This window comes from Arthrobacter sp. ov118 (assembly GCF_900116495.1).
Taxonomy (GTDB): Bacteria; Actinomycetota; Actinomycetes; order Actinomycetales; family Micrococcaceae; genus Arthrobacter.
Window position 1 is genome coordinate 273,148 of record NZ_FPAY01000002.1, and the last position, 13,613, is coordinate 286,760.

Annotated in this window: 14 protein-coding genes; 7 read left to right on the top strand and 7 right to left on the bottom strand. The window is 66.0% G+C overall.

The features are described from left to right. Positions 1-22 precede the first annotated feature (22 nt). The 7 genes from BM372_RS06675 to BM372_RS06705 all read right to left on the bottom strand — a co-directional run bounded on the left by BM372_RS06675 (position 23) and on the right by BM372_RS06705 (position 6,017). Positions 23-607: a DinB family protein gene (locus BM372_RS06675; protein WP_090953415.1), complete on the bottom strand. Its 585-nt coding sequence runs from the start codon at positions 605-607 to the stop codon at positions 23-25. A gap of 79 nt (positions 608-686) precedes the next feature. Continuing rightward, entirely contained in the window at positions 687-1,529 is an 843-nt protein-coding gene (locus tag BM372_RS06680) for a phosphatase PAP2 family protein (RefSeq protein WP_090953416.1), read from the bottom strand. A 221-nt stretch (positions 1,530-1,750) separates the two neighbouring features. Next, the gene (locus BM372_RS06685; protein ID WP_090953418.1) at positions 1,751-2,746 is read right to left on the bottom strand and encodes a DMT family transporter; all 996 of its coding nucleotides are present in this window, start codon (positions 2,744-2,746) and stop codon (positions 1,751-1,753) included. Next, positions 2,743-3,336, bottom strand: a complete 594-nt coding sequence (locus BM372_RS06690) for a TetR/AcrR family transcriptional regulator (RefSeq protein ID WP_090953420.1) — start codon at positions 3,334-3,336, stop codon at positions 2,743-2,745. Before BM372_RS06690 ends, BM372_RS06685 begins: the two co-directional genes overlap by 4 nt. A gap of 132 nt (positions 3,337-3,468) precedes the next feature. Next, positions 3,469-4,278: a MetQ/NlpA family ABC transporter substrate-binding protein gene (locus tag BM372_RS06695; protein WP_090953421.1), complete on the bottom strand. Its 810-nt coding sequence runs from the start codon at positions 4,276-4,278 to the stop codon at positions 3,469-3,471. Between the two features lie 60 nt (positions 4,279-4,338). Continuing rightward, complete coding sequence (locus BM372_RS06700; RefSeq protein ID WP_090953423.1) at positions 4,339-5,040, bottom strand: methionine ABC transporter permease; 702 nt, start codon at positions 5,038-5,040, stop codon at positions 4,339-4,341. Beyond that, complete coding sequence (locus BM372_RS06705) at positions 5,037-6,017, bottom strand: methionine ABC transporter ATP-binding protein (RefSeq protein WP_090953425.1); 981 nt, start codon at positions 6,015-6,017, stop codon at positions 5,037-5,039. The genes BM372_RS06700 and BM372_RS06705 overlap by 4 nt, the downstream gene beginning before the upstream one ends. 401 nt (positions 6,018-6,418) lie before the next feature. Between BM372_RS06705 and BM372_RS06710 the strand changes: the two genes are divergently transcribed. From BM372_RS06710 to BM372_RS06740, 7 genes are all read left to right on the top strand, one after another. Further along, complete coding sequence (locus BM372_RS06710) at positions 6,419-7,483, top strand: hypothetical protein (protein ID WP_090953426.1); 1,065 nt, start codon at positions 6,419-6,421, stop codon at positions 7,481-7,483. Between the two features lie 132 nt (positions 7,484-7,615). Then, positions 7,616-8,770 (top strand): S1C family serine protease, encoded by a 1,155-nt coding sequence (locus BM372_RS06715; RefSeq protein ID WP_090953428.1) that lies wholly within the window; start codon positions 7,616-7,618, stop codon positions 8,768-8,770. Between the two features lie 209 nt (positions 8,771-8,979). Then, positions 8,980-9,300 carry a cupredoxin domain-containing protein gene (locus BM372_RS06720; RefSeq protein WP_218160853.1) on the top strand — a complete coding sequence of 107 codons (321 nt, stop codon included), beginning with the start codon at positions 8,980-8,982 and terminating at the stop codon, positions 9,298-9,300. Positions 9,301-9,422: 122 nt separating this feature from the next. Continuing rightward, the gene (locus BM372_RS06725) at positions 9,423-10,757 is read left to right on the top strand and encodes a choice-of-anchor Q domain-containing protein (RefSeq protein WP_177235920.1); all 1,335 of its coding nucleotides are present in this window, start codon (positions 9,423-9,425) and stop codon (positions 10,755-10,757) included. Between the two features lie 140 nt (positions 10,758-10,897). After that, positions 10,898-11,404, top strand: coding sequence for a mycothiol transferase (locus BM372_RS06730; RefSeq protein ID WP_090953433.1), 507 nt, complete (start codon positions 10,898-10,900; stop codon positions 11,402-11,404). Between the two features lie 16 nt (positions 11,405-11,420). Further along, the gene (locus BM372_RS06735; protein ID WP_090953435.1) at positions 11,421-12,539 is read left to right on the top strand and encodes an aminotransferase class V-fold PLP-dependent enzyme; all 1,119 of its coding nucleotides are present in this window, start codon (positions 11,421-11,423) and stop codon (positions 12,537-12,539) included. A 133-nt stretch (positions 12,540-12,672) separates the two neighbouring features. Next, positions 12,673-13,344 (top strand): DedA family protein, encoded by a 672-nt coding sequence (locus tag BM372_RS06740; RefSeq protein ID WP_090953436.1) that lies wholly within the window; start codon positions 12,673-12,675, stop codon positions 13,342-13,344. The last annotated feature ends 269 nt before the right edge of the window (positions 13,345-13,613 follow it).

The window sequence follows — 13,613 nt, forward strand, 5'->3', positions numbered from 1 at the left end:
ACCGGCGGTCCGCAACGGACCGTCAGTTCGACGGCGGGCTGCCGCCCAGGAACTGGCGATGCGCATAAAGGTCCCGGAGCAGTGCGATCTCGGCCAGGTGGTGGATCATCTCCCGGTTGATGTGCAGCACCAGCGCAGCCATCGGGGCATCGGCGTACGGACCTTCGGCCGGCCCGCACGCAGCTGCCAAACCGTCCTCGCCAAGCCCTTTCACGCCCTGGATCCACCGGAGGTAGGCCTCATCGAGCCGTGCAAGTGCCTCCGCAGCCGTCCCGGAGTAGGCGAAGGTCTGGTAATCCACGGCAGGACCGCCGAAGTGCGAGGCCGTACGCGCCCCCAGGACGCCGACCAGGATGTGACTGAGCCGCCAGGCAATCGTCGTTACCGGGGCTGGCACCGGCTCCGGGTAGCTGAAGTCAATGGTGAAATCACCCGCGCCCGGGGCGTCCGGCATGCGTGACTCGCCCCTGCGCCGGACACTCCAGCCGGGAACGGGTTCCCAGAAATACTCCTCGTCCGTCAGCCCGTCCAGCCGCGGCCGTGCCTGATGGGAGAAATGCCAGTCGAGCTGGTCCACCAGCTCATGGTTCCAGCTAAGATCCGGCATGGCGTCCCTCCTTGGCCTCCATGCTAGAGGGCGCCATTGCTCCGGCCAACCCTCTATTTCCGGCGGATCGTCGGCCGCTTTAAGACGGTATCGAGTTGGCCACCACGGCGGCGCGTTGTTTCCTGACCGTCAGGTACAGGCGGTGTGCCGTGATGATGAGTGTGAGCCAGGCAGCGCCGAGGGTCCAGGCGGCGAGCACGTCGGTCAGCCAATGGTGCCCGAGATACACCCTGCTCAGGCCCATGGTTAAGGCGAAAACGGCAGCGGCTGCCGCGGTCAGGATCCGGGCCCTGGTTGTCTTGAGCCGCAGAATCACCAGATACGCGACGATCCCGGCGATGACTATCGAGTTCAGGGAGTGTCCGCTGGGAAACGAGGCGGAGTATTCGTACGGCGGAACGGCGTCGGTGAGGTCCGGACGCGTCCGGCCGATGAGCCGTTTGCCAGCGATGGTCATCAGCAGCGAACCGGCCCCGGCCGCGACGATGAGAATGGCAGGGGTCCATGAGCGGCGGCGAACAGACAGCACCACTGCGGCAGCCACGGCGAGTATCGGCATGCCGATCGTGCCGCCGACGTCGGTGTAGGCCGTGACGAGGACGTCGAGGCCGGGGGAGCGGAGACTTTTGCCGGCGGCGAGCATCGGATGATCCAGCCCCGCTACTCCGTCGGCTTCCGTCACCGCTTCATAGACCTGAGCCGAGAGCGCCGTGAGGCAGGCAGCGAGGACAGCACCGAACACCAGCGTCAGGATCAGCGCCCCGTGCGGGCCGAGGAGGCTGCTGGCCCGGTGCATGGCGCTCGCCAGGAAATGTCCGGCCCGGTTGTTCCATCGCGTCAGGTCCTGGTCGCCGACGAACCGGTCCTGTTGAAGTTCGCCTCGCACACCGTCGTTGGCCGGGAGCGATTGCTGGTCGGTCATGTGTGGTCCCATCTCCAGTCGAAGCCCGCAGGAAGCCTACCAATAGTAAGCAACCTTAGTGCATCGTTCCGGGCAGGGGCGCGCAGGCCGGTTCTCTTGGCTGGGCTCGGTTTGCTTCGGCGGCGGCGTCCGGCGTCCCGGGCGCGTCGGTGAGAGCTTGCCAACTGCCGGTTCCCAGGAAGGCCGCCATCGCCATGGCGGCCAACGCCGGCCTGAATGCGCTAACCCCGGGAGTCTGCCGCGCCGGGCCGGCTCGCGGGGCCGGCGAGCAGGGCATCTTCCGGGACGTCAGCGGGCGTTGCGGGACGGCGCCCCACAACGCGTGGACGCGTGACGTTCGTCGGAGCGAAGGCCAACACCGCGAGTGCCGCGGCGAGGATCGCCATCCCGCTCCAGCCCATGATCCCAAGCCGTTCACCCACAACGACGACCGCTAGGATCGCGGCGACCGCTGGTTCCGTCAGGGTCAGGGTGGTCGCCGTGCTCGGGCGGACCCGGGCGAGTCCGACGCCGAACAGGAAATACCCCAAAAACATCGGCACGAGGGCCATATAGGCTGCGACGGCGAACGACTGCGCGGATGCGACCAGCGGCGCCCCGGTGACCAGTAGGACGGGCATCAGGAGCGCCCCGCCGGCCCCGAAGACCGCCCCCATCGACGCCCCGCGCCCCACCTGGTGGTGCATCAGCCGGTGAACCACCCATGAATACAGGGCATAGGTGGTTCCTGCCAGCAACCCGAGCCCGACGCCGGCCAGGGTCGCCGTCGCGGAGACCGCCGGCTCGCCGGCCCGCGACAGACACAGCAGGACGCTGCCGAGGACGCCGAGGAACGCGGCCAGCATCCACCAGCGGCTCAGCGGCCTGCGCTCGATGACCCGTTCCAGGATGCCTGAAGCCAGCGGCGCCGACGCAAGCGAAACGACCGTGCCGATTGCGACCCCGCCCAGGTGCATCGCACTGTAAAACGCCAGCGGGTAGATCGCCACGGCCAGCGCCCCGATGGCCACCAGTCCGGCATGCGCGCGCAGCGCCTGACGCGCGCGGGCCAAGGAGGGAAGAGCGATGACCGCTTGCAGCAGCCCACCAACACCAAGGGCGGCCGCTCCGATGGCCAGCGGGCCGGCGTCGGGAGCAAAGGTCGCGGCGGTTCCCGTCGTGCCCCACAAGAACGAGGTGACCAGGATGGCGGCTACTCCGCCGGTGGCCCGTTTCACAGCGCGGCCAGCATCTCGGCGGCGAAGTCCCGGGCATGGAGCAACCGCGTGGGCTCGCCCTCCAGTCCCGCACGTGCCATCGCCCCCTCCAGCAGGAAGCTGAGCCGTTCCGCCAACCGCTGCGCCGCAAGCGGGTCGGTCAAAGTCGTCAGGTGTGCGATGAGCAGACGCTCAACGTGCTCCTTGTGGTTGCGGACCGCAGTCCGCCCCGGGTCATCCGCGCCGAGTTCAGCCGCGGCATTCAGGAGGCCGCAGCCGCGGAAACCGTGGCTGTAGGCGGCCGCGGCGTGGTCAATGTACGCATCGAAAACGGCCAGGACGGCCTCCTGCGCCGTGGCAGCGTCCGCGAGCCGGGCCTGATAGAGGCCCAGCCATTCCTCGTGGCGGGCATCGATGTACGCCTCGACGAGTGCGGCCTTGGACGCGAAATTGTTGTACAGGCTCATCTTCGCCACACCCGCCGATGCGGTGATCACGTCGATCCCGGTCGCGGCAATGCCATCGGCGTAGAAATGCTGCGCCGCAGCATTCAGGATCCGCGCCCGTGCAGGGGACTGGCGGCGGCCATCATTTTCGGTGCGTGTGGTCATGGAACCCTCCCTTACTAGGTAGACCAGTCTACCTAGTAAGCCGATTCTCCGGCAACCACCCGCTCAGCAGCCCGGCCCCGCACGCGGGCGCGTGCGGGGCCGTTCAGCACCAGTATTGGGTCGGTCGACCGGTCAGCTTGCCGGGATCACGAGGCCCTTGAACTTGGTCTGGATGAAATCCTTCATGTCCTGCGAGGTCAGGATCTTGTACAGCTTCTGGACGCGGGGATCATCCTTCATCTCCGCCTTCACGGCCAGGACGTTGTAGTAGGCGCTGTCCTTGCCCTCGACCAGCAGTTGCTTGTCGGCGCTTAGGCCGGCGGGAAGGGCAAACGCCAGCGTCACGATAGCAGCGTCCTTGTCGTTAAGGGCCTGCGGCAGGCTGGCGTTTTCGATCTCCGTGAACTTGAGGTTCTTCGGGTTGGCCTTGACGTCCTTGAGGGTGACCGGGTTGTCGCTGACCTCGAGGAGTCCCTTGGACGCCAGCAGCTTCAGGGCGCGGGACTCATTGGTGGGGTCGTTGGGGATGGCTACCGAGGCGCCGTCGGGAAGCGCCCCCAGGTTGGCCACGTTGTTGGAGTACAGAGCCATCGGCGGCAGGTAAACCTTGCCCACGCTGACGAGGTTCTTGCCCGAGGCCTTGTTGTAGGTCTCCATGAAGGTGGTGTTCTGGAACAGGTTGGCGTCGATGTCGCCGTCGCTCACAGCCGGGTTGGGCGTGTTGTAGTCGCTGAATTCCTTGTACTCGACGTTCAGGCCCTCCTTGGGAGCGAGCTCCCGCTGGACCTGCTTCAGCATGTCGCCGGCCGGCACCGCCAGCGCGCCCACCTTGATGGTCTCGGTGGCCCCGGCCGAGGTGGAGGTGCTAGCGCCGCAGGCGGACAGGGCGAGGATGGCGGCCACGCCGGTAACGGCGGTCTTCAGGATGTGTGCACGGAACATTGGAACTCTTTCGCAGAATGGAAGGTGATACAGGGAAGGAATTGCGGCGGGGGCGGGCGGCTACCGGTGGGACAGGCGCCGCGCCGCGAAGTTGCCGAGGGACTGGAACACCTGGACCAGCAGGACCAGGAGAATAACGACGCCGAACATGTACTCCGGGCTGTAGCGCTGGTAGCCGTAGCGGAAAGCGACGTCCCCGAGGCCGCCGCCGCCCACGGCGCCCACCATGGCCGAGTAGCCGATGAGGCCCACGACGGTGGTGGAGAGCCCGAGCGCCAGCGCCGGGACTGCCTCGGCGACCATCACCTTGGTCAGGATGGTCCACCGGGTGGCGCCCAGCGACTGGGCAGCTTCGACGAGCCCCACGGGAACTTCGCGGATGCCGATTTCCACGAGGCGGGCGAAGAAGGGGATGCCGGCGATGGTCAGCGGGACAATCGCAGCGGTAGGTCCGATGAAGGAGCCGACCAGCAGGCGGGTGAACGGTATGAGCAGGATCATGAGGATGATGAACGGGACGGACCTGCCGATGTTCACCACAACGTCCAGGACCCGGTTCACGCAGAACCCGAGCGCCCGGCTGCCGAAGAGCTTCGAGAGCAGGCCGCCGGACTCGGTGGTCACGAGCAGGACGCCGGCCGCCAGACCGAAAACGACGGTGAACAGCAGGCTCAGGCCCACGGTGTAGAACGTCTCGCCCGCGCTCTTGAGGATCGTGTCCAGGAGGTCAGACCAGAAGTACGGATCATTGCGGTCGATCACTTGATGACCTCCACGAATAGGCCCTGGGAGCGCAGATCCGCGACGGCGGCAGCCACAGTCTGCTGGTCGCCGGGCAGCTCGAGGCGCGTGCGTCCCGTCTGGAGCCCGCGGATCGTTTCAACCGCGGCGCCCAGGATTCCGACGTCGATATGGTGCTTGCGCGCCAGTTGGGCGATCACCGGCCGGTCCGTCTTGACTCCGTTGAACGTGATCTCGACGACGGCGCTGGAGGTCTCCGGGATTTCTCCCAGGGGGAACAGGGCCTGGCCCAGCAGGGATTTCTCTGTGGTCAGGAGGTCTTCCACGGGCCCTTGCTCCAGGATCCGGCCGCCGCTCATGACGGCGGCGGAATCACAGATCCTCTTCACGACATCCATCTCGTGCGTGATGAGCAGAACCGTCAGTCCCAGATCCTTGCTGAGCTGGCGGATGAGATCAAGAATCTGCGTCGTGGTCTCCGGATCCAGCGCCGAGGTGGCCTCGTCGCTGAGCAGCACTGTTGGGTTGGATGCCAACGCACGGGCAATGCCGACGCGCTGTTTCTGCCCGCCGGACAACTGCGCGGGATAGGCGGCCGCCTTGCCGTGGAGGCCCACCAGTTCGAGGATCTCGAGAGCCCGCGTCCGCCTCGCCGCGCGGCCCACGCCCGTGATCTCGAGGGAGAGCTCCACATTCGCCTGCACGGTCCTGCTGCTCAGCAGGTTGAAGTGCTGGAAGATCATGCCGATGTTGTGACGTGCCTGGCGCAACTCGGTGCCAGCCAGGGTGGTCATCTCACGGCCGTCGACCGTGACGCTTCCCGAATCCGGCCGCTCCAGCGAATTGATCGTTCGGATCAACGTGCTTTTCCCGGCGCCGCTTTGGCCGACGACGCCGAATATCTCGCCTCGGGCGACGGACAGCGAGACGTCGTCAAGGGCCAGGACCGCCGTGGTCCCGGAGCCGTAGCTCTTCGAGACCCGGCTGACGGAAATCATGGATGGTGCTCCCTGTGGTGGCTGGAAATCTTCACGGAAGCGCTCCCGCGAAATGGTGCACAAACGTCGTCCGCACACAAGTCACAAATTCTGCCAAGAAGGGGATAGGGGCACAAAATCCGAATATGTGGGCCAGCCACAGGTTCTCGCGGCCCAAATAATTCTTCAAATGCTGCGGCTTTGAGACGGTAGCAGCCGCGGTGCCCAGAGATGTCCGACCGATCGGGCGGTGGGGCAGTTCCGCCCTGCGACTGAGAGATTCATCACGTACTAGCCGTGGCCCGTCGTCGGGTCCAAGCTTTAACCTGTCGGCGCAGCCGCCTGCCGGGCAATCCCGCGAGCAATCCCGCAAACGCCGTCGTCGGCGTTGACGCCCAGTGGGGAGTGCGAGGAGAACGATCATGGTCGAGACAGCACCACGGACCCGCAGGGCGGGCGCACGCCGAGACCTCGTGACGGAGCTGCTCGGAATCTGGCTCCTCCTCGCGGTCTTCCTGGACGGCTGGGCTCACCTGCACCTTCCCGGGCTGGAGACGTTCTTCACCCCGTGGCACGCGGCCCTCTATTCGGGCCTCCTGGCCACGGCCGGGTGGACGGCCGCCGTGATTTGGCGGAACCGGGAGCCCGGGCAGCCTATCTCCGCCGCGATCCCGGCCGGATACCGCGGTACGGTCCTCGGCGTCGTCCTCTTCGGCGTCGCGGGCGTCCTGGACCTGGCGTGGCACGAGATCCTGGGCATCGAAGTTTCACTTGACGCGCTGGTGAGCCCAACCCATCTGCTTCTCGGGTTCAGCCTCGCCCTGATCCTCGGCACCGGCATTCGCAGCGCACAGGCCGCCAGCCGCCCAGCCGCATTTGAATGGACCGCTCCGGCAGTCTTGGCGATTGTCCTGATGACCGGGTTGGGCGCCTTCTTCCTCATTTATTGTTCGGCTTTCGTCCGGGCCGCCCCGGCCGTCCCGTATCTGCCAACGCCGATCGGAAGCCCCGAGCACACGCAGGCGGAGGTGCAGCCGGCCCTCGGACTGGCCAGCTATCTGGTGACCACGGCGCTGATCACAGTCCCCTTCCTCTACGCGGTCTCTGCATCCCGTCGGCCGCCCCGGGGCATCGTGACCTTGCTCGTGGCCGTGGTTGCCTGGCTGCCTTTGGCCATGTCGGGGTTCCGCCCGACGGCCGTCGCCGGCGCGGCAGGCGCTACGGTCGCCGCCGTCGTGGTTGACGCCTTGCTCTTCCGAATGCCATTGAACTGGCTGCGGCGCCGGATGCCGGCGGTCACGGCGGTGGCGGTGGCACTGATCTGGACGGGTCAGCTGATCGGCATTGCCCTGGCAACAGGGATCGGGTGGCCGGTGTCGATGTGGCTGGGAGCCGTTGGGTTGAGCGCCGGCGTGGCAGCGGGCCTGGCCTGCATCAGCTCGTGGAACCGGGCCGGGGCCCCGAACGGGCCGGGGGACTCGAGATAAGGCACATGCTCAATTCCGGAATTTCCCCTCACAGTCCGTTCACAGCCGCGCGATAGGCGGGCGATAGGCCCGAATCACAGGATGGGGTTACGGCTTCGAACTCATCGGAAGCGGAACTGAAGGAGCACCACCATGAACACTGGCGTAACGGCAACCGGTCCAACAGCCAGGAGAAGGGTTGGGGCTGGAGCCTTTCTCGCCTGCCTGCTCGGTGCAGGCGTGCTCGCCGGGGGCGCGGTGGCGGGAGTGACCGCGGTCATGCCGGATAGCGTCCACGCGGAATCTGCACCTGCCCAAACCGCTCAGTACACGCCCGTGATCGTCAACAATCTGGACAGCGTCAACGCGGTCACTGCGGCCGCGCAGAAAGCAACGGCCAGCGTGGTGACCATCAGCGCAAGTGCTGGCAGTTCCGGAGGTACTGGATCGGGGATCATCTTGGATGCCTCGGGCCATATTCTGACCAACATGCACGTGGTCACCCTGGACGGTCAGGCTGCGAACGCGGACATCGAGGTCCGCACGAATGACGGCAGCGTGTATCCGGGGACCATTGTCGGCACGGATCCGCTGGCGGACCTGGCAATCGTCCAGATCACGGCCGACGGGCTGGTACCGGCGACCTTGGGCGACTCAGACAAGGTCAATGTTGGTGACACGGCCATCGCCATCGGAGCCCCTTTGGGACTGAGCGGCACGGTCACGAATGGCATCGTCTCTGCAGCAAACCGCACGATTGAGACCGCGTCCTCGGCATCCGGTTCCAGCACCAGCAGTACCCAGGATTCCATCAGCATCAACGTCATCCAGACGGACGCCGCTATCAACCCGGGCAACTCCGGCGGTGCCCTCGTAAACGCGCAAGGCGAGATCATCGGCGTCAATGTGGCGATCGCCTCGGCCGGAGCGTCATCCTCCGACGCCCAGTCCGGCAACATCGGCGTCGGCTTCTCCATCCCGATCAACGACGCGAAGCGCGTCGGCGAGGAAATCATCGCCACCGGGAAGGCCACGCACGGTCAACTCGGTGTCTCCGTCACGGACAACAGCGCGGGCAGCGCATCCGGGTTCACCACTGGAGCCGAGATTTCCGCGGTGACTCCTGGATCCGCGGCGGCCGAAGCCGGGCTGGAAGCCGGCGATGTGATCACCGAACTCGGTGGCCGCAGCGTCACCGACGCAACCGAGCTGACGGCCGCAACGCGGGAACAGGCGGCCGGAGCTAAAGTGGCGGTCTCCTTCGTCCGGTCCGGCCAGCAACAAGGCGTAGACGTGACCCTGGGGTGACGAATTGCCCGTGCTTTTGACTGGCGGCGGGCGCAGAATTAAGGAGCCCGGGCGGATTCCCCCGCCTCCTTCACAGCCGAGGACGGCATGCCATGACAAACACGAGGACACGGACTGCACTGGTACTGGCTGCGGTCTTGATCGGTGCGAGCGGGTGCGGGGGAACGCCGCCGTCGGCCCCCGCCACAACGGCAGGTGGCTCTGCCAGCATGTCGATGGAACCGTCATCGCCGGCGGGCTCAACCGGTATGGGCTCGGAAAGCGGTACGGCGAGCGCCGCCGCGGTGGCCATCACGATCAGCAACTTCGAGTACAAGGTCCCCACGTCGGTCGCTCCCGGCGCGGAGGTGACCGTCACCAACATGGACACCGCCGAGCACACGGTGACCGCCGACGACGGATCCTCCTTCGATGTAGAAGTCAAGGAAAACGGCGGAACGGCAACGTTCGCGGCCCCTTCGCAACCGGGCACGTACGCCTTCCACTGCAAGTACCACTCCAACATGCACGGAACACTGACGGTCAAGTGAGATCCGGCGCAGCCCAGTTCAGTACGTCCAGGCAGTGCAGTAAGTCCGGGCAGCGCAGTAAGTCCGACAGCCACCAGTAGCTCCCACAGCTTTTTGCAACCTGCCCTCACTAGATTCGGCGGATGAGCCAAAAACGGGTTTCGGTCCATGCCCTCAGCGCAACGGTAGTCGCCACCCTCCTCGCCGTCGGATTGACGGCCGGACTCCCGTCGCCGGCCCAGGCGGCGGGTACCACGTACTTCATCAGTGCTGCCGGGAGCGACAGCAATTCGGGCACTTCAAGCTCAACGCCTTGGAAGTCGCTGGCCAAGATCAACGCCACCGTCCTCAAACCCGGCGACACCGTCAGTCTCCGTCGGGGCGACACCTGGACCGGAGGCGTTGTGACCGGCCAGAGCGGCACCGCTGCCGCTCCCATCACCCTGAACAGCTACGGAAGCGGCAGTGCCCCGACGGTCACCGGCGGCAAATCAGGGAACTGCATCAGGATCAACGGCGACTACACCATTGTTGACGGGCTCCGCGGCGTGTCCTGCGGCTATGCGGGCATCAGCATCACCGGCGACCACGACACCGTCCGGAACTCCAGCGCCTCCAACAACGCCGTGGGCATCAAGGCAGGATCCGGGTCTGACTTCGGGAAGTACACCGGCAACGTGCTGACGAACAACTCCATCATGAACGTCTTGACGCGGGGCACGAACTGCGGAACGGCCCAGGCAGTGAACTGCAATGACGACTCCGGCGCTTCCGGCGTGCTGATCAACGGCAACGACAACGAGTTTTCGGGCAATACCATCAGCGGCTCCAACGCATTTTCCTACGACTACGCCCGCGACGGCAGTTCCTTCGAAATCTACAACGGCAACCGGAACAACATTCATCACAATGTGGCCGTGGACAACAACAACTTCTCCGAAATCGGAAGGTCCACTGGAACTGCGGACGGCAACACTTACCGCTACAACCTGGTCCGTGCCACCTGCGGCGCCAACTGCACCCAGGCCAAGGGGCTGATTGCCCGCGGACCTGGGACCTCATTTGGACCCACGAACGGCACTGTTTTCGAGTTCAACACCGTTTATCTGAACGGTTCCCAGTCCCAGGCCGTCGTCTGCCACGCGAGCTGCCCTTCGTCGACGGTGATCCGCGGCAACATCCTGGTAGGCGTGAAGAACTCGCTGTGGATCAACGGCTCGGGCTGGACCGAACGGCAGAATGTCCTCAATGGTCCGGTCAACGTCGTGCTGAACAGCACCTCCACTACTGCACCGGCACGCTTCCTGAACGCACCCTCCGATCTCCACCTGACCGGCAGCAGTCCGGCAATCGACCGGGCGGGAACGAGCCCGACAGCCTTCGACCTGGCCGGCGTCGCCGTACCCCAGGACGGGGACTGCAACGGGACGGCCGCTGCCGATTCTGGGGCCTACGAGTTTGACTCGCCCAACTGCTGATCCGGCAACTACTTGGGGCAGGAGACCAGGCCACGGATGCTAGTTCTATCCGCCGGCGCTGCCACCGTGACAGCATGGGGGGCAGCAACCATGCCCAGCGAGACGATGCCAAGCGAGACGATGCCCAGTGAGGAGACTCGATGAAATCCAACGAACTGCTGCTGGATGCCTTCGGCCGGATCCATGAGACCGTGGCCGCCGTGCTGAAAGGGGCCGACGGAGAGGCCCTGGCCCGCCGGCCCGCGGGCAACGGAAATTCGATGGCGTGGTTGGTCTGGCACCTGAGCCGGGTCGAAGACGCGCAGCTCGCCTCCGCCGCCGGGCTGCAAGAGGTCTGGACCTCGCAGGGATTCGCCGCCCGCTTCGACCTGCCGCTGTCCGAACACGACACCGGCTACGGCCATTCGAGCAAGCAAGTTGACGCGGTGCAGGCACCGCCGGAGCTGTTGTTCGAGTACTACGACGCCGTTCACCGGCAGAGCGTCGAATTTCTGAAGACGCTGAGTGACGGGGACCTCGACCGCGTTGTCGACACCCGCTGGGACCCGCCGGTCACGCTCGGGGTGCGGCTGGTCAGCATGATTGCCGATTGCCTGCAGCACGTGGGGCAGGCCGCCTACGCCAAGGGATTGCATCCCGGCGGCTGATCAGGGACTGATACATATGGATGCTGCCGAGCTCCGCCGGCTCTTCCCCGGACTCAAGGACACCATCTACCTCAACACCGCGTCTATGAATGTTGGCTGCGCGCCCGCCAGGGCGGCGTATGAGCTGGCGGTCCAGCGCTGGTCAAGCGGCCGGTTCGACTGGATGGAGGCCGAGCGGGCGGGGGAGGACGCACGGGCCATGTTCGCGGACATCGTCGGCGGCACGGCCGCTGAGATCGCCATCGTTCCGGCTGTGAGCACCGCGGCAGGGATTGTGGCCGCCAACCTGCCGCCCGCGAAGCATGGCGAGAACATCGTGGTCGCCGGGAACGAGTTCAGCTCGAACTACTTCCCTTGGCTGCTGCTCCGGGAGCGCGGTTATGAGGTCCGTGCGGTGGCGCCGGGCGGCGACGGCGCGTCGGCGTCGGCGTTCGGCCACGCGGCCGACGGCGGGACGCGCCTGATCGCGGTGAGCGCCGTGCACTCAGCCACCGGCTACCGGGCAGACCTGCCGGCGCTCAGCCGGGTGGCTGCCCGCTCCGGCGCGTGGTTCTTCGTCGACGCCTGCCAGGCGGCCGGCGCGGTGCCGCTGGACGTGGTGCGCGACGGCGTCGATTTCCTGGCGGCCGCCAGCCACAAGTTCCTGCTCGGCTCGAGGGGGATGGGCTACCTCTACGTCCGTCACGGGCTGCTTGACCGCCTGCGCCCGATCGTGCCCGGCTGGAAAGCGGCCCGCAATCCGACCGAAAGTTTCTACGGACCGGACATGGACCTGTCGCCCACCGCGTCGAAGCTCGATGCGTCATTGGCGTGGTTTCCGGCCCTGGCCGAGCAGGCAGCGCTCGCCGTCTTCGGCCGCTTTGGGATCACGGACTTGCTGGACCGCAACGCCCGGCTCACCGAGCGCCTGGTGGAAGCGCTGGCGGCGCAGGACTCCGCCTTCCGGCCCTTCCCCGTGGAGCACCGCTCCACCATCATCTCCGTGCCGGTGACCGAAACGGAGGCGGTCCTGGCGCGGCTCCGCCAGGCCAACGTGGTGGCGTCGGTCCGTGAGGGCAGGATCCGGTTGGCGGTCCATTTCTACAATTTCGAAGAAGAGCTCGATCTCGTAGCAGAACTGATCGGGCAGAACTGATCGGACGCGGCTGATCGGACGCGGCTGAGGGCTCTTGACGAGGCCGGGCCACAAGCGTAGACAGGGGCCATCCCGGTGTCGTTGCGGGGCCACGACCAGGGGCCGATCACGGGCAGCACAGGCGAGGTGAGTCATGGCCGGAGCAAGCGCGTTCCGCACCTTGGCGTTCGGCTGGGCCGTCCTCGCCGCCGCGGAGACAGACGTGGCGGACCATTGGGCGTACTACTTCGGGGTGCTCGTGATCGTGCTGGCCCAGTGCGCCGGTGTACCGCTTCCCGCCGTTGCCGTGCTGCTCGGGGCTTACACCGCGGCTCGCCAGGGAGGTCTTAACCTTGCGGCCGTGATCGCCTTCGGCAGCGTGGGCGCGATCCTCGGCAGCACCATCGGCTACGTTCTGGGGCGGGTAGGTGGGCGTCCGTTGATGCTCAAGCTCGCCAAACGCTTCCATGCTGACGAACACCGCATTGAACAGTTGGAATCGTTTTTCGAACGGCACGGCGGGACGGCTTTGTTCTTCGGCCGCTGGGTCATTGTCGTCCGGCTGTGGGGTGCCATCGCCGCGGGAGCTGCCCAGATGCCCTGGCCGAAGTTCTTGCTGTGGACCATCCCGGGGTGTATCGCCTGGGTCGCAAGTCTCAGCGTTCTCGCCTATGTGGCCGGGGCTGTGGCACAGACACTCGGTGATGCTCTGGACATCGGCGGCTGGGTGCTGCTCCCCGTCGTCGTCCTTGGCCTGGTGGTCGTCTGGCGGCGGCGCAGACGGCGGAAGCTCCGTTCGGGGAAGGCAACACCCGACGCCGGGTAAGGCGGGGGAATTATCCGAACCCCTGCAACGCATCGCAAGGGTCAAACGCGGCGCTTGCTGGCAGCGGTTTGCACAGGGAATCAAGTAAGCACCTGTGTTCGCCCACGCACCGGCCAAGTAGCGCCAGCGAAAAAGCGAGGGCCGCCCCCCAAAAAGACGAGTGGTCCCCACTCGGGCGCCCGTATTTCCCCGCTCCTACGCTCCTGAGTACTGGGTTTAAGTAAGTCAATTTAATGGTCAGGAACGGGTCTCAACCATGCGTGATCACA

What these genes read in the sequence shown, in the direction of transcription:
- BM372_RS06735 (WP_090953435.1), top strand. Translation starts at nt 11,421, where the DNA reads ATGGATGCTGCCGAGCTCCGCCGGCTCTTCCCCGGACTCAAGGACACC.
- BM372_RS06680 (WP_090953416.1), bottom strand. Translation starts at nt 1,529, where the DNA reads ATGACCGACCAGCAATCGCTCCCGGCCAACGACGGTGTGCGAGGCGAA.
- BM372_RS06675 (WP_090953415.1), bottom strand. Translation starts at nt 607, where the DNA reads ATGCCGGATCTTAGCTGGAACCATGAGCTGGTGGACCAGCTCGACTGG.
- BM372_RS06710 (WP_090953426.1), top strand. Translation starts at nt 6,419, where the DNA reads ATGGTCGAGACAGCACCACGGACCCGCAGGGCGGGCGCACGCCGAGAC.
- BM372_RS06740 (WP_090953436.1), top strand. Translation starts at nt 12,673, where the DNA reads ATGGCCGGAGCAAGCGCGTTCCGCACCTTGGCGTTCGGCTGGGCCGTC.
- BM372_RS06695 (WP_090953421.1), bottom strand. Translation starts at nt 4,278, where the DNA reads ATGTTCCGTGCACACATCCTGAAGACCGCCGTTACCGGCGTGGCCGCC.
- BM372_RS06725 (WP_177235920.1), top strand. Translation starts at nt 9,423, where the DNA reads ATGAGCCAAAAACGGGTTTCGGTCCATGCCCTCAGCGCAACGGTAGTC.
- BM372_RS06690 (WP_090953420.1), bottom strand. Translation starts at nt 3,336, where the DNA reads ATGACCACACGCACCGAAAATGATGGCCGCCGCCAGTCCCCTGCACGG.
- BM372_RS06705 (WP_090953425.1), bottom strand. Translation starts at nt 6,017, where the DNA reads ATGATTTCCGTCAGCCGGGTCTCGAAGAGCTACGGCTCCGGGACCACG.
- BM372_RS06720 (WP_218160853.1), top strand. Translation starts at nt 8,980, where the DNA reads ATGTCGATGGAACCGTCATCGCCGGCGGGCTCAACCGGTATGGGCTCG.
- BM372_RS06730 (WP_090953433.1), top strand. Translation starts at nt 10,898, where the DNA reads ATGAAATCCAACGAACTGCTGCTGGATGCCTTCGGCCGGATCCATGAG.
- BM372_RS06715 (WP_090953428.1), top strand. Translation starts at nt 7,616, where the DNA reads ATGAACACTGGCGTAACGGCAACCGGTCCAACAGCCAGGAGAAGGGTT.